At 46.3% G+C, this 20,835-nt stretch carries 20 protein-coding genes and 2 tRNA genes; 9 read left to right on the top strand and 13 right to left on the bottom strand.

The features are described 5' to 3' along the window. Positions 1-8 precede the first annotated feature (8 nt). The 9 genes from mrdA (at position 9) to B3850_RS09000 (ending at position 8,383) form a co-directional block, all read left to right on the top strand. Complete coding sequence (mrdA, locus tag B3850_RS09040) at positions 9-1,904, top strand: penicillin-binding protein 2 (RefSeq protein WP_286874896.1); 1,896 nt, start codon at positions 9-11, stop codon at positions 1,902-1,904. Further along, complete coding sequence (rodA, locus tag B3850_RS09035) at positions 1,891-3,006, top strand: rod shape-determining protein RodA (RefSeq protein ID WP_058579404.1); 1,116 nt, start codon at positions 1,891-1,893, stop codon at positions 3,004-3,006. Before mrdA ends, rodA begins: the two co-directional genes overlap by 14 nt. A 15-nt stretch (positions 3,007-3,021) precedes the next feature. After that, the gene (gene mltB / locus B3850_RS09030) at positions 3,022-3,987 is read left to right on the top strand and encodes a lytic murein transglycosylase B (protein ID WP_286874897.1); all 966 of its coding nucleotides are present in this window, start codon (positions 3,022-3,024) and stop codon (positions 3,985-3,987) included. Next, entirely contained in the window at positions 3,974-4,795 is an 822-nt protein-coding gene (locus B3850_RS09025; RefSeq protein ID WP_286874899.1) for a septal ring lytic transglycosylase RlpA family protein, read from the top strand. The genes mltB and B3850_RS09025 overlap by 14 nt, the downstream gene beginning before the upstream one ends. Before the next feature lie 68 nt (positions 4,796-4,863). Continuing rightward, positions 4,864-6,024, top strand: a complete 1,161-nt coding sequence (locus B3850_RS09020) for a D-alanyl-D-alanine carboxypeptidase family protein (protein ID WP_053952802.1) — start codon at positions 4,864-4,866, stop codon at positions 6,022-6,024. Positions 6,025-6,035: 11 nt separating this feature from the next. Further along, positions 6,036-6,302 carry a DUF493 family protein YbeD gene (gene ybeD / locus B3850_RS09015; RefSeq protein ID WP_053952803.1) on the top strand — a complete coding sequence of 89 codons (267 nt, stop codon included), beginning with the start codon at positions 6,036-6,038 and terminating at the stop codon, positions 6,300-6,302. 44 nt (positions 6,303-6,346) lie between these two features. Beyond that, positions 6,347-7,012: a lipoyl(octanoyl) transferase LipB gene (lipB, locus tag B3850_RS09010; RefSeq protein WP_286874903.1), complete on the top strand. Its 666-nt coding sequence runs from the start codon at positions 6,347-6,349 to the stop codon at positions 7,010-7,012. Next, positions 6,996-7,964 (top strand): lipoyl synthase, encoded by a 969-nt coding sequence (gene lipA / locus B3850_RS09005; protein ID WP_053952805.1) that lies wholly within the window; start codon positions 6,996-6,998, stop codon positions 7,962-7,964. The genes lipB and lipA overlap by 17 nt, the downstream gene beginning before the upstream one ends. 26 nt (positions 7,965-7,990) lie before the next feature. Continuing rightward, on the top strand, positions 7,991-8,383 hold the full coding sequence (locus tag B3850_RS09000; protein WP_053952806.1) for an MAPEG family protein: 393 nt from the start codon (positions 7,991-7,993) through the stop codon (positions 8,381-8,383). On the opposite strand, the gene B3850_RS08995 is transcribed toward B3850_RS09000, so the two are convergent. From B3850_RS08995 to tpiA, 13 genes are all read right to left on the bottom strand, one after another. Next, on the bottom strand, positions 8,362-9,492 hold the full coding sequence (locus tag B3850_RS08995) for a peptidase (RefSeq protein WP_286874909.1): 1,131 nt from the start codon (positions 9,490-9,492) through the stop codon (positions 8,362-8,364). The two genes, B3850_RS09000 and B3850_RS08995, sit on opposite strands and share 22 nt — an antisense overlap. Next, positions 9,489-10,376 carry a lipoprotein NlpI gene (gene nlpI / locus B3850_RS08990; RefSeq protein WP_286874910.1) on the bottom strand — a complete coding sequence of 296 codons (888 nt, stop codon included), beginning with the start codon at positions 10,374-10,376 and terminating at the stop codon, positions 9,489-9,491. The genes B3850_RS08995 and nlpI overlap by 4 nt, the downstream gene beginning before the upstream one ends. A 105-nt stretch (positions 10,377-10,481) precedes the next feature. Further along, a complete protein-coding gene (gene pnp / locus B3850_RS08985) occupies positions 10,482-12,632 on the bottom strand; it encodes a polyribonucleotide nucleotidyltransferase (RefSeq protein WP_053952809.1) in 2,151 nt (716 codons plus the stop codon). A 191-nt stretch (positions 12,633-12,823) separates the two neighbouring features. Beyond that, positions 12,824-13,093: a 30S ribosomal protein S15 gene (rpsO, locus tag B3850_RS08980; protein ID WP_053952810.1), complete on the bottom strand. Its 270-nt coding sequence runs from the start codon at positions 13,091-13,093 to the stop codon at positions 12,824-12,826. 95 nt (positions 13,094-13,188) lie between these two features. Further along, entirely contained in the window at positions 13,189-14,151 is a 963-nt protein-coding gene (gene truB, locus B3850_RS08975; protein WP_286911661.1) for a tRNA pseudouridine(55) synthase TruB, read from the bottom strand. Positions 14,152-14,154: 3 nt separating this feature from the next. Next, positions 14,155-14,538: a 30S ribosome-binding factor RbfA gene (gene rbfA, locus B3850_RS08970; RefSeq protein WP_053952812.1), complete on the bottom strand. Its 384-nt coding sequence runs from the start codon at positions 14,536-14,538 to the stop codon at positions 14,155-14,157. An 8-nt stretch (positions 14,539-14,546) separates the two neighbouring features. After that, the gene (gene infB, locus B3850_RS08965) at positions 14,547-17,234 is read right to left on the bottom strand and encodes a translation initiation factor IF-2 (RefSeq protein WP_053952813.1); all 2,688 of its coding nucleotides are present in this window, start codon (positions 17,232-17,234) and stop codon (positions 14,547-14,549) included. Between the two features lie 26 nt (positions 17,235-17,260). Next, positions 17,261-18,760, bottom strand: coding sequence for a transcription termination factor NusA (gene nusA / locus B3850_RS08960; RefSeq protein WP_053952814.1), 1,500 nt, complete (start codon positions 18,758-18,760; stop codon positions 17,261-17,263). A gap of 23 nt (positions 18,761-18,783) precedes the next feature. Further along, on the bottom strand, positions 18,784-19,242 hold the full coding sequence (gene rimP / locus B3850_RS08955) for a ribosome maturation factor RimP (protein WP_053952815.1): 459 nt from the start codon (positions 19,240-19,242) through the stop codon (positions 18,784-18,786). 171 nt (positions 19,243-19,413) lie between these two features. Further along, positions 19,414-19,490 (bottom strand) — tRNA-Met (locus tag B3850_RS08950). Between the two features lie 76 nt (positions 19,491-19,566). Then, positions 19,567-19,653: transfer RNA gene (locus B3850_RS08945), tRNA-Leu, on the bottom strand. Between the two features lie 7 nt (positions 19,654-19,660). After that, on the bottom strand, positions 19,661-20,002 hold the full coding sequence (gene secG / locus B3850_RS08940) for a preprotein translocase subunit SecG (protein ID WP_058579413.1): 342 nt from the start codon (positions 20,000-20,002) through the stop codon (positions 19,661-19,663). Positions 20,003-20,009: 7 nt separating this feature from the next. Beyond that, positions 20,010-20,768, bottom strand: a complete 759-nt coding sequence (gene tpiA / locus B3850_RS08935) for a triose-phosphate isomerase (RefSeq protein WP_273267817.1) — start codon at positions 20,766-20,768, stop codon at positions 20,010-20,012. Positions 20,769-20,835: the final 67 nt, after the last annotated feature.

Here is a 20,835-nt window from a genome sequence, read left to right as displayed (position 1 = left end):
CGATAATAATGCGCCAGCGCACAACCATACGTGATCACGAAGCCGAATCTGCTATTTTTGCCCGCCGTGCGATGGTAGCTATCGTTATTGTTGTGGCCGTCTTTGTGCTGTTGGCTTCCAACATGTTCCACTTGCAAGTCAGTGAGCACAACGAACTGCAAACCCGCTCTAACGACAACCGCATAAAGCTTGTGCCTTTAGCCCCTAATCGAGGGCTTATTTACGACAGAAATGGCGTTCTTCTGGCTGAGAACAAACCCATATACAGCATTGATGTGACCCCGGAAGAAGTCAATGATCTCAATGCAACACTTTCGCAATTACAAAGTTTACTGGGCTTTTCAGATGATGTGCTCCAACAGTTCGAACAAAACCTAAAGAGTCAACGTCGCTTTAATAATGTCCCGCTTCTGGATAACGTCAGTGAAACAGACCTGGCAATTTTCGCCGCACACCAACATAAATTCCCCGGGGTTAGCCTGGAAGCCCGACTTATTCGAAGTTACCCGTATGCAGACTTGTTGACTCATGCCGTTGGTTACGTCGCAAAAATTAATCAGCAAGACGTTAACCGCCTTAAAGAGCAAGGGGAGCTTGCAAATTATGCTGCCAGCCGAACCATCGGCAAACTGGGCATTGAGAAATATTATGAAAAACAACTACACGGCACGGTCGGTTTCCAGAGTGTTGAGGTCAATAACCGCGGACGAGCTGTTCGCACGTTAAGTACTGAGGCGCCCGAGCCTGGTATTGATGTTATTCTTGAACTCGATATTGAACTACAGAAAAAAGCGGTTGAACTACTGGGAGAAAATCGAGGCTCTATTGTTCTCATGGACAATGAAACTGGTGGAATACTAGCTATGGCAAGCACTCCAAGTTACAACCCTAACTGGTTCGTCAATGGTATTTCTGTTAAACAGTATCGCTCTTTATTAACCTCAAAAAACAGCCCTTTATTAAACCGTGCGACTCAAGGAGCTTACCCTCCTGCCTCCACGGTAAAGCCACAAATTGCATTATTAGGTCTTGAGGACGGTACTATTACCAAAGATACCCGAATTTGGGATCCGGGCTGGTTTGAAATTAAAGGTGTGGATAGACGCTATCGAGATTGGCTGGCCTGGGGTCACGGCTGGGTTGATGTTACCACGGCCATAACCGAAAGCTGCGATACCTTCTACTATGATATGTCACTGAAGTTAGGCATCGATAAAATGTCAGATTTTATGACTAAATTTGGCTTTGGAGAGATTACCGGGCTCGATATTCACGAAGAAGTGCCTGCCCTCATGCCGTCTCGCGGTTGGAAAAGAGCCCGTTTTGGCCAGCCATGGTATGCCGGTGAAACATTATCTGTCGGAATTGGCCAAAGTTACTGGACCGCAACGCCCATGCAGCTAGCGGTTGCTACAGCTATTGTCGCCAATGAAGGTGAGTACGTCATTCCCCGCTTGCTGCGCGGCACCATAGACGAAGGGCAAGTGTCCGAAGCATTAATTACTCATAATAAACCGATAGAGCTTAACAATACGTCGAACTGGACAGTCATTAAAAACGCCATGAAAATGGTCAATATGGATGACACCGGTACCGCCCGTTCAGCCTTTAAAGACGCTGAATACAGCTCAGCCGGGAAAACAGGTACGGCGCAGGTTCGAAGCCTCGGAGAAGACGAAGAATATAACGCAAAAGACATCGCAGAGCGCTATCGCGATAACGCCATGTATGTCGGCTACGCCCCCGCAACTGACCCTAAAGTGACTATTGTTGTTGCTATTGAAAACTCACTCGGCGGTGGCGGTAGTGTTGCAGCTCCCGTTGCGCGGAGAATGCTCGATGAATGGCATTCACGTTACATGATAAACGACAACGATCAGGCAAATCATAATGCTGACAACTGAAGAGAGACAGCGGAACCCGCTGCTGAAAAAAATTCACATTGACGGACCATTGTTTCTGGCTCTTGTTGCCCTTTCTGTTGTCAGCTTGTTCGTAATTTTTAGTGCGTCAGGCCAGGACATGGCCATGATGCAACGCCAATCTATTCGAATTCTGGCGTCTTTCGTTGTCCTTTTCGTTCTGGCGCAAATTCCGCCCCGGGCATTAAGCCGCCTGGCGGTTCCATTATTTATTGCTGCTGTGCTTCTACTCGTTGCCGTTCTTGCTTTTGGAGAAATGGGCAAAGGTGCACAGCGCTGGCTCGATGTTGGCCCCGTAACGATACAACCTTCAGAAATTATGAAACTGGCAATGCCGTTAATGCTTGCCTGGTATATGGATAGACGGCAAATCCCCCCCACTTTGACACACTTGTTTGGTGGTCTCATTCTGGTATTGGTTCCCACCCTACTAATAGCTAAACAACCCGATTTGGGGACCTCTTTAATTGTTGCCAGTGCAGGCCTTTTTGCCATTTTTCTGGCCGGTCTCAGTTGGCGGTTGGTGATGACCGCCGGCGTTGCCGCTGCGGCTTTTGCTCCGGTACTCTGGTTTTATCTCATGCATGACTACCAGCGTGAACGTGTCCTGACCTTTTTAAATCCGGAGCGTGATCCTCTGGGGAGCGGTTATCATATTATTCAGTCACAGATAGCAATAGGCTCTGGCGGAATTGACGGTAAAGGATGGCTGCAGGGAACGCAGTCACAGCTCGAGTTTCTTCCCGAGCGACACACCGACTTTATCTTTTCAGTATTCAGTGAGGAGTTCGGCCTGACAGGTGTCGTTTTACTCTTAGCTCTCTACGGCTTTGTTATTTTGCGCGGGCTTATCCTCGCTATGCGTGCTCAGGATATATTCAGCAAGTTATTAGCAGGCTCTATAACGCTTACCTTCTTTGTGTATGTTTTTGTAAATATTGGTATGGTTTCAGGACTCTTACCCGTTGTTGGGGTACCATTACCGTTAATTAGTTACGGTGGCACCTCAATGGTGACGCTAATGGCAGGCTTTGGCATATTAATGTCGATAGCCACTCACCATAGGCTCATCATTAATAATTAAAACAAGAGGCAGGTTATGCGTTTATTAGCAGGTATTGCGTTATCTATTTTAAGCATGAGTCTGGCAGCACAAGACAACATTCCAAGTGTCGATGAGTTTATTGAAGAGCAGGCTCAGCAACACAATTTAGATAAAACCCAACTAAAGCAATGGCTGGCAAAAGCTAAGGTAAACGACGATGTTCTTGAGGCCATTCAGCGCCCCTGGGAAGCAAAACCCTGGTATCAGTATTACCCAATATTTTTAACCGAGAAGCGACTCAAAGCCGGTTTGAAGTTTTGGAAAAAACACGAAGCTACCCTGCAAAAAGCAGAGCAAAAGTATGGCGTTCCGGCGCAAATTATTGTCGCTATTATTGGCGTAGAAACCTTTTACGGTAACTACATGGGGAAATACTCCGTACTGGACTCTTTATATACTCTGGGTTTTCATTATCCTCCTCGGGCCAAATTCTTTCGTTCGGAGCTTGGTGAGTTTTTCCAACTGGCTTCTGAAGAAGGCTGGGATATTAACTCAGCCAAAGGTTCTTATGCCGGCGCAATGGGTTATGGTCAGTTTATTTCGTCCAGTTACCGTTATTACGCAGTTGACTTTGACGGCGACGGTGAACGCAACTTATTAACCAACCCAGTCGATGCAATAGGCAGTGTTGCAAATTACTTTGCCAAGCATAAATGGCAAGCCGGACAACCCGTTGCTCAACCGCTTAGTGATGATGGCAACTGGTCAACAGTAGCCAGTGAAGGTATGAAGCCAAACACGTCTCGCAAGGAGCTGGTTGATAAGGGGTTTGATTTACCAAATCATGAAGCAGTAAGCCCGGAAACAAACGTCCGTGTCTTTGAGTTTGAAACGGAAGAGTCTGCAGAGTATTGGCTAGGGTACGATAACTTTTATGTCATTACTCGCTATAACCATAGCCCTCTTTACGCTATGGCGGTTTACCAATTTAGTGAACAGCTTCGCAATGCGCGCCAATAAGTTACTCTTCAGCTCGTTAATAGTAATTCTGGTTGCCGGGTGTAGCTCTTCGCCTTCAGGGCGATACAGTCAGCATCACGACAGCGCCCCAACCCGGCTTCCAACACAAGCCGAGCTTCGAAATGCGGTGCCTGTACCGGAGCCGCACAGTCCTCAAGGTAATCGGGACTATGAGGTTTTTGGTAGGCAATATCAGGTTATGGATAGCGCTCAGGGGTTTGCTGAAGAAGGCTATGCCTCTTGGTATGGCAACAAGTTTCATGGTCACCTGACATCGAACGGTGAATATTACGATATGTACAGTATGACAGCTGCTCATACTCGGTTGCCTTTGCCCACTTATGTCAAAGTGACCAACTTAACCAACAACCGCAGTGTCATTGTCAGAGTCAATGACCGCGGTCCTTTCCATCCCGAACGTGTTATTGATTTATCGTTTGCGGCGGCTTATAAACTCGACATGCTGGATTCCGGCACCGCCCCTGTGCGAGTCGAAGCCATCAACCTGGAAACACCGCTCGCTAGTGCCGGTGAGCAAGCTAAAGCATCGTCCTATCACATTCAACTCGTGGCTTCCTCGGATAAACAACGCCTGTCGCAGATAAAAGACCATTTACCGACACAGTTTAAAGAAATTGCAACTACTGAACAAAATAATGGTCTATACAAATTAGTATTAGGGCCAGTGCCTGAGCATGAAAGCCATGATTTGCTCGAGCAAGTCCGAGCCAATGGCTACCCAAAGGCGTTTCGTGTAAAAGCACTGCAAAACAGTGCTGCTGCGCCTGACGGAACAGCTCAGAACTGATATAATCCAGCACTATTTAAAACTCGTGTTTCACATTTTGTTTCACACTGACTAATAAGATAATTCCAATGAAAAAGATTTGTCGTTTTTTTGCTATCGTTGCCATTACCTTTAGTACAGCTAGCTTTGCAGCTGCCCAGTCGCTAGTGCCAAATGCACCGTCTGTTAATGCAAAAGCTTATATTTTAATTGATCACACAACGGGCAAAGTATTGGCTCAAGGCAATGCGGACGAAAGTTTGCCGCCAGCCAGCCTGACAAAAATGATGACAAGCTACATCATTGGTAAAGAAATTCTTTCGGGTCGTATTTCCCCGAATGATCAGGTCACAATCAGTGAAAATGCCTGGGCGAAGAACTTCCCAGAGTCGTCCAAAATGTTTATAGAAGTCGGTAAGCAAATTTCTGTAGAGCAGTTAAACAAAGGTATTATCATTTCCTCAGGAAACGACGCCTGTGTAGCAATGGCGGAACACATTGCTGGTAGTGAAGACGCATTTGCTGACCTTATGAACAACTACGCTCAGCAGCTAGGTATGTCGAACAGTCATTTTGCAAACAGCCATGGGTTACCAGACCCGGACCAGTATGTGTCAGCAAGAGACATGGCAACCCTGGCGAGTGCGTTAATTGAAGAAACGCCAGAAGAATACGAGTTATACGCACAGAAATCATTTACGTTTAACAATATTAAGCAATATAACCGCAACTCTTTACTTTGGGACAGAAGCTTAAACGTAGACGGCATTAAGACTGGCCATACGAATGAAGCAGGTTACAGTCTGGTCTCTTCTGCGGTAGAAGACGGAACCCGTCTTATCGCAGTTGTAATGGGAACCAATAGCGAACAAGCACGCAAAGTAGAAAGCAAAAAGCTTCTGAACTACGGCTTCCGTTACTACGAAACCGTAAAAGCGTATGAGGCCGGTGAGAGCTTTGTCGCGCATCGAATTTGGGGCGGCGACATTGATGAAGTACCGCTTGGTATTAGCGAAGATGTGGTTGTTACTTTACCGCGTGGTCAAAAAGACGAGTTAAAAGCTAACTTCGAATTGGACCAAAAGCTACAAGCACCACTAAGCAAAGGTCAGAAAGTCGGCACTGTATATTTACAGCTTAATGGCGAAGATGTTGCATCATTCCCATTAGTTACCTTACAAGCGGTTGAGGAAGGCGGCTTTTTCAAAAAAATCATGGACTATATTAAGCAACAGTTTAGTGAAGAATAAAGGTTTAAGTCATGCAAAAAACGCGCTTTGATAAACTGGTAGACTTTCCGACGCGCTTCACGTTTAAAGTGATGGGCGTCGCTACTGAGAGCTTGCCAGATCAAGTAGTAGCCGTACTCCAGGAGCATGCCCCAGGAGATTACACTCCATCTGTAAAACCGAGCAGCAAGGGGAATTATCATTCTGTTTCAGTTTCCGTCCGTGTGGAAAGTCAGGAACACATTGAAGTACTGTACCGCTCACTGTCCGATATTGATGACGTTCGCTACGTACTTTGATGTAACGACTAGCCGTTAAGCTTTACAAACGTTATAATTGCGGCATGAACGATACTCTTATTATACGTAACCTTGGCAGGCAACCATACGAACCTGTATGGCATGCTATGCAAGCGTTTACAGACAAACGTGATGAAACCACTGCCGATGAACTCTGGGTGGTTGAGCACGATCCTGTCTTTACCCAGGGGCAAGCAGGTAAGGAAGAACACCTTCTCGCCCCCGGAAATATTCCCGTTATACAAGTCGATCGTGGTGGTCAGGTGACCTACCACGGTCCGGGTCAAGTCGTTATCTACTTCCTGTTAGACATTCGCCGTTTAAAATACGGTGTTAGACAGTTAGTCAACCGCATAGAACAAACCGTTGTTGATATGCTCGCCGACTACCAGGTAGAAGCAGCCGCAAGGCGCGATGCACCTGGAGTCTATGTTAGCGGAGACAAGGTGTGCTCTTTAGGTTTACGTATTCGCAAGGGCTGCTCGTTTCACGGTCTTGCACTGAATGTTAATATGGATATGGAGCCGTTTGCGCGAATTAACCCTTGTGGTTTAACCGGCATTAAAATGGTCCAAACAAAAGACATGAATGGCCCGCAAGCCTTTGATGAAGCAGCCAATGCTATCATCAATCACTTTACTGATGCGCTGTCGTACAGCAACATTCTTCAACAAACAGGACTCGCTCAAGATTATGTCAAAGCCAGTTAGAGTTGAACCTGGCGTCAAAATGCGCGACGCCGACAAAATGGCACTTATTCCCGTGCAGGTTATTCCAACCGAGCGCGATGAAATGTTGCGTAAGCCCTCATGGTTGAAAGTGAAGCTTCCCTCTTCAACCGAGCGAATTGATGAGATAAAACAAGCCATGCGTAGCCATGGACTGCATTCTGTTTGTGAGGAAGCGTCATGTCCAAACTTACCAGAATGCTTTAATCATGGGACTGCAAGTTTCATGATTCTCGGTGATATATGTACTCGCCGCTGCCCTTTCTGTGACGTTGCTCATGGTCGTCCTTTACCTCCTGACGCGGAAGAGCCAGAGAAGCTAGGCAAAACCATTCGCGACATGAAAGTGAAATACGTAGTCATTACCTCAGTCGACCGTGATGACTTACGCGATGGCGGTGCTCAGCACTTTGCTGACTGTATTCGTGAAATTCGCCACCATTGTAATGGTGATATTCAGGTTGAAGTGTTAGTGCCTGACTTCCGTGGCCGTATGCAGGTGGCTTTGGATATTCTTAAAGAAGAAGCGCCCGATGTTTTCAACCATAACCTGGAAACCGTGCCACGCCTATACAAAGCAGCACGCCCTGGTGCCAACTATCAGTGGTCGTTGGACTTGTTGAAGAAATACAAAGAAGCACGCCCTGATATTCGAACCAAGTCTGGCTTGATGGTTGGTTTGGGTGAAACCAAAGAAGAAATACTTGAGGTTATGCGCGACTTGAGAGCGCATGATGTTGATATGCTGACTATTGGTCAGTACCTTCAGCCAAGTCGTCATCACTTGCCAGTCGCTCGCTACGTCCACCCGGATGAATTTGAAGAGCTACGAGTAGCCGGTGTAGAAATGGGCTTTTCACACATTGCCAGTGGCCCATTAGTGCGTTCTTCTTATCATGCAGACTTGCAAGCTGCAGGTGAAACAGTACGTTAATTGACTAAAAACAACAGGAGTGCTTTGTGAGCTTACTATTATGGTGTCTACTCATTGCCGGGCTGCTACCAATTCTAGCCAAAGCCCCTGTTGTTTATTTCCAAAACCGCGATAACGGTTACGATAATAAACACCCAAGAGCCCAGCAGCAACGCCTCATTGGTCGCGGAGCACGCGCCGTTGCAGGACACTATAACGCTTATGAAGCATTCCCTTTATACGCAGTAGCATTGCTCGCAGCAATAGCGACAAACACTGTCACTGAGCGCATTGAGTTCCTTGCCATTGCGTTTATCGTGTTACGGGTGCTCTACCACATTACTTACTTAGCTAACTATGACAAACTGCGCTCTTTGCTGTGGTTTATGGCAACATTTTGTCCAGTTATTATCTTGGCTCAATTAGCCGTTTCGCTTTGAGACTCTATTAGCTGCAAGTAAATTTCAGGCCAGTATTCTGTTGCATGCTGCTCCATAGCGGTAGTTTCCTTCACGGGCTTCCACGCCTGAAACCGCGCTTCAGCATTACAGGTATCGGCTTTAAATAAGCCAATGTCGTGCTGCTTGTCATCCGAGCCTAACACCCAATAACTACCATTATGCTGCGCTATATCTCGCCATGAGCCCAAACTGTTCTTCCATGGAAGACGCTCGTAAAGAGCCTTTATATCACGTTCATAGAGCTTATTGTTACTGGCGTCGGTAATCACAATATTTAAGCTTTTATGCAGGTACAGCCCCTGACAGAAGCTCTCCGCCAAAACTTCCGACATAGGATACTCGTCTGCCAACCCTAACCAGTGAGCAACTTCATGAAGAATAACGGCTCTGGAGCTATGTTCGGTTAAAACAATTTGTCGGTCAGAAGCACTGGCAATACCCGATTCAGCGAAAATAATTTCATAGTCAGCCGATTCGGTTGCGCTACAACTCGCGCGTTCCCTTTCCCCTTGTAAAGTGCACTCGAGCTCTGAGTCGACAACCCATTGAGAACACCAATTTACTTCGAAAGCACTTTCCTCCAATGCGCTCAACACTTTGAGGTAGCCAGATTTTTGCGAGTGATTGTGACCAATAACGGTCAAGGTTGTTTGGCACTGAGGGTTATTTTCAAAAGAGTTCAATAGGTCGAATTGCTTTTCAAGCCAAGTCGTCTGCTCATGTTGCCAACGTGCCACCCAGCCCTCTAAAGAAAAGCTTGAACTGACAAGCTGCCGTTTGGCCACTTCATTTATTGCTGAGGAGATTCCAGCATCTGCAGCCAGCTTCAGCCATTTATCGGAATTCTGTGGGAAGTGCGTCATTAGGCGGTTAATTGATTTAACGCTGCCGCTATTCGCAGCTCTCTCCCACCAATAATAGGCTGACGTTTTCTGACCTTGCTGCCAGTATGCATCAGCAAGCTCAAATTGAGCATGAATATCGCCACTTTCAGCATGAAGAAAACGCTCTTGAATGCTTGTCAGGTGCTGATGACCAATGCTGCCAAATAACAGAGCAATGAAAGCAATAAGCGACTTGTTTATCATCGATTAATAAGCGACCGCCGAACTCTGTCTAGCTCTACCGACGCATAACGGTGCTCAACAAATTCATATACGTTTGTTGAAAGAGCCAGCTTAAAGTAGTTCATGGCATCCAGCGGCTTATTGTTCAGCTGCATATACTTACCCAAGTAGAAATAAGCTTCACATAGCCGTTCCGTTAACTGTTCGTCTTCACCCAATTGCTGAGTCATGCGTTTTCTAAACTCATCCACGTCCAGATTGCCAAGAAACAGCTGTACTATCTGATACCCCCACTCCGACTTGTCCAGCTCACGAACGTTTTCACTGAGTGCTTTTTTCGCTTGTTCATTGTTGATATCAACACTGGTGAGATATAACCAAATAACTCGATAGGGATCAGACGGCTCACGCTCTAAGTGATATTCCAGGTCTTCTTTAGAAAGCTCAAAGCGCGAGTCATAATATTCCGCGATACCTCGATTCAAATACGCGTAGTTGTGCTTAGGCTCAAGCTCTATCGCTGAGTCAAAAGCTTCATAAGCGTAATCAAACTCTTGCAATTGAGTATATTGGATACCAAGAAAATTGTATGCGTCAGCAAGCCGTGGGTTGTATTCAAGGGCTCGAGTGAAATCCATTCTCGCTAATGTGCTAAGGCCTACAGCGTCATATAACGCTCCTCGGCGGTAATAAAGCTCAGCGCGTTGTTCAGTGCTTAAGTCTTCCGTGAGAATTTGGTCAAGCCGTGCAAGTTCAATTTCATAACGGAACTCTGCACGCTCAGGCTCAGCAAGCACTATTTGGCTTATTGCAGAAGGCTGCTGTCCCGTTAACGAGGCACAGCCAGACAAAAACATCGAAGCAATAGCAAAACCAAGAATGGCATGGGAACGAACCAACTGCATAATAGTACCTTTAATTTAACGATAACCTACATTACAGCACATTCAGCGCCTTTCAGGCAAAAAAAAGCCCCGCTAAAACTGCGGGGCTTTCTCGTATATCGAAGATTATTCTTCTGTTGAGTTCTCTTCAGAAGCTTTGCTTTCGTCACTTGCTGTGTCGTTAGCCTCTTCTTTTTTCTCAACCGCTTCTTTCATGCTTAGACGAACACGGCCCTGACGGTCAATTTCCAATACTTTAACCGGCACTACATCGCCAACTTTCAAGTATTCGTTAACGTCATTTACACGCTCTTCAGCGATTTGAGAAATATGAACAAGACCATCTTTACCCGGCAGCACAGTAACAAAGGCACCGAAGTCTACGATGCGTGCTACTTTACCTTGGTAAATCTTGCCAACTTCAACATTAGCCGTCAGCTGCTTGATTTTCTCAATAGCGGCGTCGGCATCAGCCTGGTCACTAGCAGCTACTTTAATAGTGCCGTCGTCACCAATTTCGATGTTGGTATTAGTCGACTCAGTGAGTTCACGGATAACCGCACCGCCTTTACCGATGACATCTTTGATCTTGTCCTGATCAATTTTGATGGTGGTAAAGCGTGGCGCATAAGCAGATAGCTCTTGGCGGTGACCACCAATAGCCTCGTCCATCACTTTCAGGATGTGTAAACGAGCTGACTTAGCCTGTGCCAGTGCACTTTCCATGATATCGCGAGTGATACCGTCGATTTTGATGTCCATTTGCAGCGCAGTAATGCCGTCGTTATTACCTGCTACTTTAAAGTCCATATCGCCTAAGTGATCTTCGTCACCCAGGATATCTGAAAGAACGACATGCTTGTCGCCTTCTTTTACCAAACCCATAGCGATACCCGCTACAGACGATTTAATAGGAACACCCGCATCCATCAGTGCCAATGACGAACCACAAACTGACGCCATTGAACTTGAACCATTAGATTCAGTAATTTCTGACACCACACGAATGGTGTAAGGGAATTCATCGTGGCTTGGCATAACTGCCTGAATACCGCGTTTAGCTAAGCGGCCATGACCAATCTCACGACGCTTAGGTGAGCCCATCATGCCAGTTTCGCCAACACAGTATGGAGGGAAGTTGTAATGCAGCATGAAGCGGCTGGTATTAGTACCGGTAAGCTCGTCGATCATCTGAGCGTCGCGGTCAGTACCTAAAGTTGCAGTAACCAGGGCCTGAGTTTCACCACGAGTAAACAATGAAGAGCCGTGAGTGCGCGGTAACACGCCTGTCGCCGCACTAATAGCACGAACCATGTCTGGGTCACGACCATCGATACGCTTTTCGCCCGCAATGATACGGCTACGAACAATATCACTTTCAAGGTCATGGAAGATGTCGCCGGCTTCTTCTAAGTCAGCATTTTCATCTTCTGCAGTTAGCTTTTCAGCCATCTGCTGTTTAACTTCGTCAAGCTTGCCTTTACGTTCGGCTTTGTCAGTAATGCGGTAAGCTTCACCAATACCTTGTTCAGCCAATTCACGAACTTTCTGCTGTAAGGTTTCGTTTTTCTCAGGCGCTTTCCAGTCCCACTTTTCTTTACCCGCTTCTGCAGTAAATTCTTCAATGGCTTTGATAACGTCCTGCATGGCTTCATGGCCGTACATGACAGCGCCCAGCATTTGGTCTTCTGACAGCAGCTCGGCTTCAGACTCAACCATTAATACTGCGTTTTCTGTACCTGCAACCACAAGATCGAGCTTAGACTGCTCTAGCTCATCCATGGTTGGGTTCAATACATATTCATCGTTTACTACACCAACACGCGCAGCACCGATTGGGCCTGCGAATGGTACACCTGAAATTGACAGCGCAGCTGATGCGCCTATTAGTGCAACAATATCAGGGTTAATTTGTGGGTTAACTGAAACAACCGTAGCAACCACCTGAACTTCGTTCATGAAGCCTTCAGGGAATAAAGGACGGATTGGACGGTCGATAAGACGCGATGTCAGCGTCTCGTTTTCACTTGGACGACCTTCGCGTTTGAAGAAGCCACCCGGAATTTTACCTGCTGCGTAAGTTTTTTCTTGATAGTTAACTGTCAGCGGGAAAAAGCTTTGTCCTTCACGGACGTCTTTTTTTGCAACAACAGTTACCAGAACTGTTGTGTCATCCATACTGACCAATACGGAGCCAGTGGCCTGACGTGCAATAACGCCAGTTTCTAAAGTGACTGTATGCTGACCGTATTGAAATTGTTTCGTAATTGGATTCACGTTGTCTTTCCTTTACCTAATAAATATAGAACATCCGGATTGATGTTCGTCTTCTCTCTTTATTTGTCTCGCCGCATAGTATAAGGGAATTGTGACAAAATTAAGACCCATAAGACTAAAAAGAACACAAAAAAAGGGCTGAATCTTTCAATTCAGCCCTTTCTTACAGAATTTTTGCTTTGCTCAGCGTCTTAGCGACGGATTCCTAAACGCTCAACAACTGATAAATAACGCTTTTCGTCTTTACGCTTAAGGTAGTCAAGCAATTTACGGCGACGGCTAACCATGCGTAATAAGCCACGACGTGAGTGGTGGTCTTTTTTGTGCGATTTAAAGTGGTCTTGAAGCTCTGCCAAGTTTTTTGTCAACAAAGCGATTTGTACTTCTGGAGAACCTGTGTCGTTCTCGCCTTGACCAAACTCTTTTACGATTTCAGCTTTCTGTTCAACAGTTAGTGACATAATAACTCCTAATTATGTGAAATATCCGCCTCCGATCACTAATTCAGGGGCGGGAGAAGCGCGTATTATATAGAGACAGTGCCCAAAATCAATGATTATTTCAAATCATCCAGCGAGAACTCGCAGAACTCAAGCGCTAACACACGCTTTGGCCAAAAGCGGTTATCATCTCTTAAAGCGCCGACACCGATAAACTCTTTTCCACCATCAAGGCGCTCACACCACATACGGCATTGATCACCAACAGCAACCTCACGGTCTAAACTATTATCTGCCGGCTGCCCGTGGAGCAAGTCTCGTGCTTCAGCACGACTTACTTTTTGCTCTGGTAAAGCGTGTAGCAGACAATCAACAGAATGAAGCTGCGCGTCCAGCTCTCCCGCTTCAGCTAATTGCTCCAGCTGGTCTACAGTTAACATACTGTCCGCATTTAAGTCCGCCACACCATTTCTATGTAGTAATGAAACATGCGCACCACACCCTAGTGCCTGACCCAAATCATCGACTAGTGTACGTATATAAGTACCTTTGCTGCAACCGACCTGTAACTCCAGTACATCTCCGTTGAGTTGGATAAACTCTATAGAATGAATGGTTATCTCACGCACTTTCTGTGGGACTTCAATACCGCGACGCGCGTAATAATACAGGGGCCGGCCTTCATGCTTCAGCGCCGAATATATTGACGGAGATTGTTGCTGTTTACCGGTAAACTCAGGCAGCTTTTCGCGAATATCATCTTCAGTGATATTCACCGCTTTTCGTTCGACTTCCTCGCCTTCAGCATCACTCGTTGTTGTACGCACACCAAGTGTCGCTTCAACCCTGTAGCTTTTATCCGCATCCAGAAGGTATTGAGAAAATTTAGTGGCTTCCCCTAAGCAAACAGGCAATAAACCAGTTGCTAAAGGGTCAAGAGCACCTGTGTGGCCAGCTTTTTGAGCGTTGTAGAGGCGTTTAACACGTTGAAGGGCATGGTTTGAACTCATGCCCTTCGGTTTATCCAGAAACACTACGCCACAGACAGGACGCCCTTTGCGGGGACGAGCTTTGCCCATTGCTTAGTCCTCTGAATCGTTCTGATTTTTATTGTCGCGTGCGCGAGCTTCCGCCACTAACTTACTCATTCGAATGCCTTCGTTTAATGAGGTGTCGTGATGGAACTTCAATTCCGGCACAATACGAGCTTTAATGCGCTTACCCAAAAGCGAGCGAATAAAACCAGCAGCCTGGTTTAAAATTTTAAGCGCTGTTTTGGTTTCTGCTTCGTCATCATTAAAAAAGGTAACGAATACTTTGGCGTACGCTAAATCTCTTGATACTTCTACATCGGAAACCGTCACCATACTAACGCGAGGATCTTTCACCTCACGCTGTATGATAAGTGCAATTTCACGTTGTAACTGATGCCGCACTCTTTCGGTGCGGCTAAAGTCTTGTGGCATACCTTTCCTTACAACTTACGTTCAATTTGAACCGTCTCGAAGACTTCGATTTGGTCGCCTTCTTTAACGTCATTGTAGTTCTTAACACCGATACCACATTCCATACCGTTACGAACTTCCTGAACGTCATCTTTAAAGCGACGCAGTGATTCAAGCTCACCTTCATAAATAACGACGTTGTCACGCAAGACACGAATTGGCGCTGAACGCTTCACAATACCTTCAGTGACCATACAGCCGGCGATAGCACCAAGCTTCGGCGACTTAAAGACATCACGAACTTCGGCAAGACCAATAATTTCTTGTTTGAACTCTGGTTGCAGCATACCGCTCATGGCGGCTCTCACTTCGTCGATAAGGTCATAAATGACGCTGTAATAACGAAGGTCAACATTTTCCTGCTCTACCAGTTTTCTGGCCGCTGCTTCCGCACGGACGTTAAAGCCAACAACGATAGCGTTTGAGGCACTCGCCAGAGAAATATCTGTTTCGGTGATACCACCAACACCGCTGCCGATAATATTCACTTTCACTTCATCGGTAGACAGCTTGGTCAATGCATCAGAAATTGCCTCCAGTGAACCTTGAACGTCTGACTTAAGAACAATATTCAGCTCTGAAACATCGCCTTCTTCCATGTTCGCAAACATGTTTTCCAGCTTAGCTTTTTGCTGCTTAGCCAGCTTCACTTCACGGTATTTGCCTTGGCGGTAATTCGCTACTTCGCGCGCTTTGCGTTCGTCTTTTACAACGGTTGCTTCATCACCGGCCTGAGGCACACCAGACAGGCCCAGTATTTCCACTGGAATTGACGGGCCTGCTTCTTTAATTTCCTGGCCATTTTCGTCACGCATCGCACGAATTTTGCCGTATTCCAAGCCACAAAGAACCACGTCACCTTGCTTCAGCAAACCACGCTGTACAAGAATTGTCGCTACAGGACCACGACCTCGGTCAAGACGCGATTCAACCACGATACCTGACGCCATGCCTGTTTTTTCCGCTTTAAGGTCAAGTACTTCAGACTGAAGTAAGATACCCTCCAGAAGCTCATCAATACCCAAGCCGCTGTGAGCAGATACCGGGATAAACATAGTGTCACCACCCCAGTCTTCAGGGATAACGTCCAACTGTGACAACTCGTTCTTAACACGGTCTGGATCAGCTTCTTCTTTATCCATTTTGTTGATAGCAACGATAAGTGGTACACCCGCCGCTTTCGCGTGCTGTACAGCTTCTTTCGTTTGCGGCATGACACCATCATCGGCTGCGACAACGAGAATAACCACGTCAGTTGCGCCGGCACCACGTGCACGCATCGATGTAAAGGCTGCGTGTCCCGGTGTATCCAGGAAAGTCACCATGCCTTGATCAGTCTCTACATGGTAAGCACCAATATGCTGCGTAATACCACCAGCCTCACCAGACGCCACTTTCGCTTTACGAATATGGTCAAGCAAAGAGGTTTTACCATGGTCGACGTGACCCATCACCGTGACAACCGGTGCGCGCGGCGCTTCTTCACCACCTTCGTGGCGATCAGACAGCACTTCTTCTTCGAGCGCATTGTCTTTAACCAACGCTGGTTTATGACCAAGCTCTTCAACAACCAGAGCGGCTGTATCCTGGTCCAGAATCTGGTTAATAGTGACCATTTCGCCCATTTTCATCATGGTCTTAATGAGGTCACCTGCTTTTACCGCCATACGGTTTGCAAGTTCACCTACTGTAATGGTCTCACCAATTTTTACTTCACGCTCAACAGGTTGAGCGGGTTTATTAAAGCCTTGTTGCAAAGAAGCTCCTCTACGAGCACCTTTACGACGCTTCTCGCGGCGCGGTGCATCTTCATTTTCTTCATCTTTACGACGACGTTTTTTATTACGACGGCGACTTTTGCGTTCTTCGTCGAAGTCTTGAGCGTCTTCAGCTTCCTGAGCTGTAGAAGACGTAGTAAAGTGCACATCTTCCTGCTCTTGCTGCTTACGTTTCTGCTCTTCTTCTTCCCAGCGTTTTGCGTTTTCTTCTGCTAGTTTACGAGCTTCTTCCGCTTGCGCTTCCGCTTCTTTTTCCGCTTTTTTACGGGCTTCTTCTTCCTGCTGACGTCTTAGCTTTTCAGCTTCTTCTTTCGCTTTGTCAGCAGCTTCACGCTCTTCAGGGGTCATTGCTGCACGTTTTTCAGCTTCTGCCTTCTGGCGTGCTTTTTCTTTCTCTTTACGAGCTTTTTCCTTTTCAGCCTTTTCTTTTTCAGCTTTCTCGCGTTCAGCTTTCGCCTTCGCTTCCGCTTCCTTACGCTGCTCTTCTTCGCGCTTCTGCTCTTCTTCGCGACGCTTCGCTTCTTCAGCTTCTTTCTCTTTTGCTAAGCGCTCTTGTTCTTCACGCTCGGCTTCGTCTGCTGCTGAGCGTTTAACGTAAGTGCGTTTTTTACGAACTTCAACTTGAACGGATTTCGAGTCTCGTCCGCCACCCACACTCAATGTGCTTTTCGTTTTACGTTTTAATGTCATTTTGCTGGGTTCAGAGCTGCCGCCACCGCCATGTTGACGGTTTAGGTGAGCCAGCAACTTCTGCTTTTCTTCTTCATTAACTGAGTCGCCAGCTTTCTTGTTCATGCCCGCTTCAGCGAACTGCTGAACCAGACGATCAACTGTTGTACCGACATCTTTGGCCAGCTTTTCGAGCGTTACTTCTTCCATAGTCTGTTGTACCTCCGCTGATCGTTTTACTGTTCTTCACTGAACCAGCAAATATTGCGGGCTTTCATAATTAAATCGCCAGCCTGCTGTTCATCAAGTTCTTCAATATCGGCTAAGTCATCAATACCCTGCTCTGCTAACTCTTCCAGAGTGGTTACGCCTTTGCTCGCCAATACATAGGCAAGGTGACGATCCATTCCTTCTAAGTTTAACAAGGTTTCATCAGGCTCCGCCGACTCTAAAGACTCTTCATTAGCCAATGCTTTCGTTGTTAAGTATGCGCGAGCACGGCCGCGAAGCTCTTCAACAATATCTTCATCCATGCCTTCTATTTCAAGGAATTCTGCAACTGGCACGTAAGCAACTTCTTCTAATGATGAAAAGCCTTCTTCAACCAGTACTGTTGCGAAATCTTCATCGATATCAAGGCTTGAGATAAACAAGTTTAACAAGCGTTGTGTTTCCGCTTCGTTTTTCTCAGTAAACTCTTCTTCTGTCATTACGTTCAGTGTCCAGCCAGTAAGCTGACTCGCCAAACGAACGTTCTGACCGCCTTTACCGATAGCTTGTGCCAGATTGTCATCTGCCACAGCGATATCCATAGTGTGAGCATCTTCATCAACAACAATAGAGGCAACTTCTGCCGGCGCCATTGCGTTGATAACAAACTGTGCAGGGTTGTCGTCCCAAAGAACGATATCAACTCGTTCGCCACCAAGCTCACCTGATACGGCTTGAACGCGCGCTCCTCGCATGCCGACACAAGCCCCGACAGGGTCTATACGCTTATCATTACTTTTAACAGCTATTTTAGCACGTGAACCCGGGTCGCGTGCAGCGCCACGAAGCTCTATCATTTCTTCGCCAATTTCAGGCACTTCAATACGGAACAACTCAAGCAAGAACTCAGGGTGTGTTCTGCTAACAAAGAGTTGAGCGCCACGAGCTTCAGGCTTCACGTCATAAAGCAAACCACGAATACGGTCGCCAGGACGAACTGACTCGCGTGGCAGCATTTCATCACGATAAATAATTGCTTCTGCGTTGTTACCCAAATCCAGAATGACATGCTCACGGTTAGCACGCTTTACGATACCGCTCACCATTTCGCCCACTTGGTCACGATATTCGTCAACAACTTGTGCCCGTTCCGCTTCACGAACCTTCTGTACAATAACTTGCTTCGCCGTTTGCGTGGTGATGCGATCAAACTGAATTGAATCAATTTGCTCTTCAACGTAATCGCCTAATTGCAACGACGGGTCTTCATATTGCGCTGCTGACAAGCTAATTTCACGGTACGGATGCTCCAAACCTTCGTCGGTATCGTCAACCACTAACCAGCGACGGTAAGTATCAAATTCGCCTGTCTGACGATCGATATCGATGCGAACGTCAATATCACCTTCGTACTTCTTTTTAGTCGCATGCGCCAGAGCTGACTCTAACGCTTCAAAAATCTTTTCTCTTGGTACGGCTTTTTCATTTGAAACCGCTTCTGCGACTAACAGTATTTCTTTACTCATGAGTGCTGCCTCGCCAACGCAATCTAATCAAATCTTGGAACCAGATGAATGCTTTTAATATCGCGCATTTTCACCTGAAGCGTATCGTCATCGACAGTTAAAGTCAGTGTGTCGTCTTCAACTGCTTCCAATAATGCCTGAAATTTTCTTTTGTTTTTCTGGGCTGCAACTAGGTTCACAGCGACAGTTTCATTGATATAAGGCACCATTTGCTCGGTATTAAAAAACGGTCTTTCCATGCCCGGGGAAGAAACTTCCAGGTTATATTCAGCGTTTATCGGGTCTTCGACATCTAATAACGAACTGACCTGATAGCTCACATCTGCACAGTCATCCACACTGATACCTTCAGGGTGATCAATGTAGACGCGCAACGTTGAAAATTTACCCGCTCGAACAAACTCAACACCCCATAGCTCATACTCCAGAGCCTCTACTGCGGGTCGAATAATGTCCGTCAACCGTTCTTGCAAATTTGCCAATTACTGCCTCCTAAAAACAAAAAAAGGGCGCAAGCGCCCAGTGTTCTGGCTATCTTAAGATAGCTAAGGTCACATAGCAAAAAGCCCCGAGCTGCTGCGGGGCTTTTTAAACACTGGACCCTTTGTCAGTTATTCAACGAAGCCTATTACTATGTCCTGCTTCATTGAATTTGGTTGCGGGGGCAGGATTTGAACCTACGACCTTCGGGTTATGAGCCCGACGAGCTACCAGACTGCTCCACCCCGCGTCCGAAACTTGTTGCACATTATACGTTTTTTTCTTTTATTTTCAAGCTCTGAAGCAACAATCAGAGAGAAATTAATTGGTGCAGAAGGCGGGACTTGAACCCGCACGCCCGTAAGAGCACTACCCCCTCAAGGTAGCGTGTCTACCAATTCCACCACTTCTGCAAATTCTTTAGTTAACAGGCGGTACGTCTGACGATTCGTCTTCGTTATTTTCCGCAGGCGGTAACTGCTCTTCTTGTTCTGGAACGGCTAAGTCAGAAAAATCATCCGTTGCTTCACCCGTTGAAGTCGACAAGTTACCTAAAGCCAAGCTCAAAACAAAGAAGACAACTGCCAAAACAGCAGTGGTTCTGCTCAAAAAGTTACCTGAGCCTGACGAACCAAATACCGTGTTTGATGCACCTGCACCAAACGATGCGCCCATGTCTGCACCTTTACCTTGTTGAATCATGATAGATCCAACCAGGATAATGGCAACGACCAAAAATGCGATCATTAAAAATTCATACATAATTAAATTACCCTTGTGCTGCCTGGCAGATGCTTAGGAAGTCGTCAGTTTTTAAACTTGCACCACCTATCAGGCCACCATCAATGTCTTTTTGTGAAAACAGTTCTTTTGCGTTACCTGGCTTAACTGAACCGCCATATAACAATGGCAATTTATTGCCAATTTCACCGAACAGCTCGACAACCAGTGCTCTTAATTTCTCATGCACTTCCTGAGCCTGTTCCGGTGTTGCTGTTTCACCTGTTCCTATTGCCCAAACAGGTTCATAAGCAACGATAATCTTTCCTGTACTTTCAGGTGCGATACCCTGCAATGCGTTTTTCACTTGCTGCGATACCACATCCCAGGTTTCGCCAGCGTCTCTTTGTGATTTGTTTTCACCAACACAAAGAACCGCTTTTAAATTCTCGCTCAATGTCGCTTTTACTTTCTGGTTAATTTGCTCATCGCTCTCAGCAAACAACTGACGTCGTTCTGAGTGACCAACTAACACATAGCTAACGCCTGCTTCTTTCAACTGAGACGTTGATACCTCTCCAGTGTAAGCGCCGCTTTCATGCTCTGATACAGTTTGCGCCCCGACAGCAATATCGTCGTAATAACATTCACGCGTTAAGTCAGAGATGAGAGTAAAAGGAGGACAAACGACAACATTAACAGCCTGAAACTGCTCATGGTTATCTCTTAAAGACGTTACCATTTCTTTGGCTAACGCTTTATTTCCGTTCATTTTCCAGTTTGCAATCACTAATGATGCATTTGGCATAATTTGTCCTCTACTTCAGAGCGCGGGAATAGTAGCGAAACCCGCTCAAAGATACAAGCAACATTTT

This window comes from Idiomarina sp. UBA4520, assembly GCF_002388365.1.
In the GTDB taxonomy this organism is placed as follows: domain Bacteria; phylum Pseudomonadota; class Gammaproteobacteria; order Enterobacterales; family Alteromonadaceae; genus Idiomarina; species Idiomarina zobellii.
This window is presented reverse-complemented; position numbering and strand designations above follow the sequence as displayed.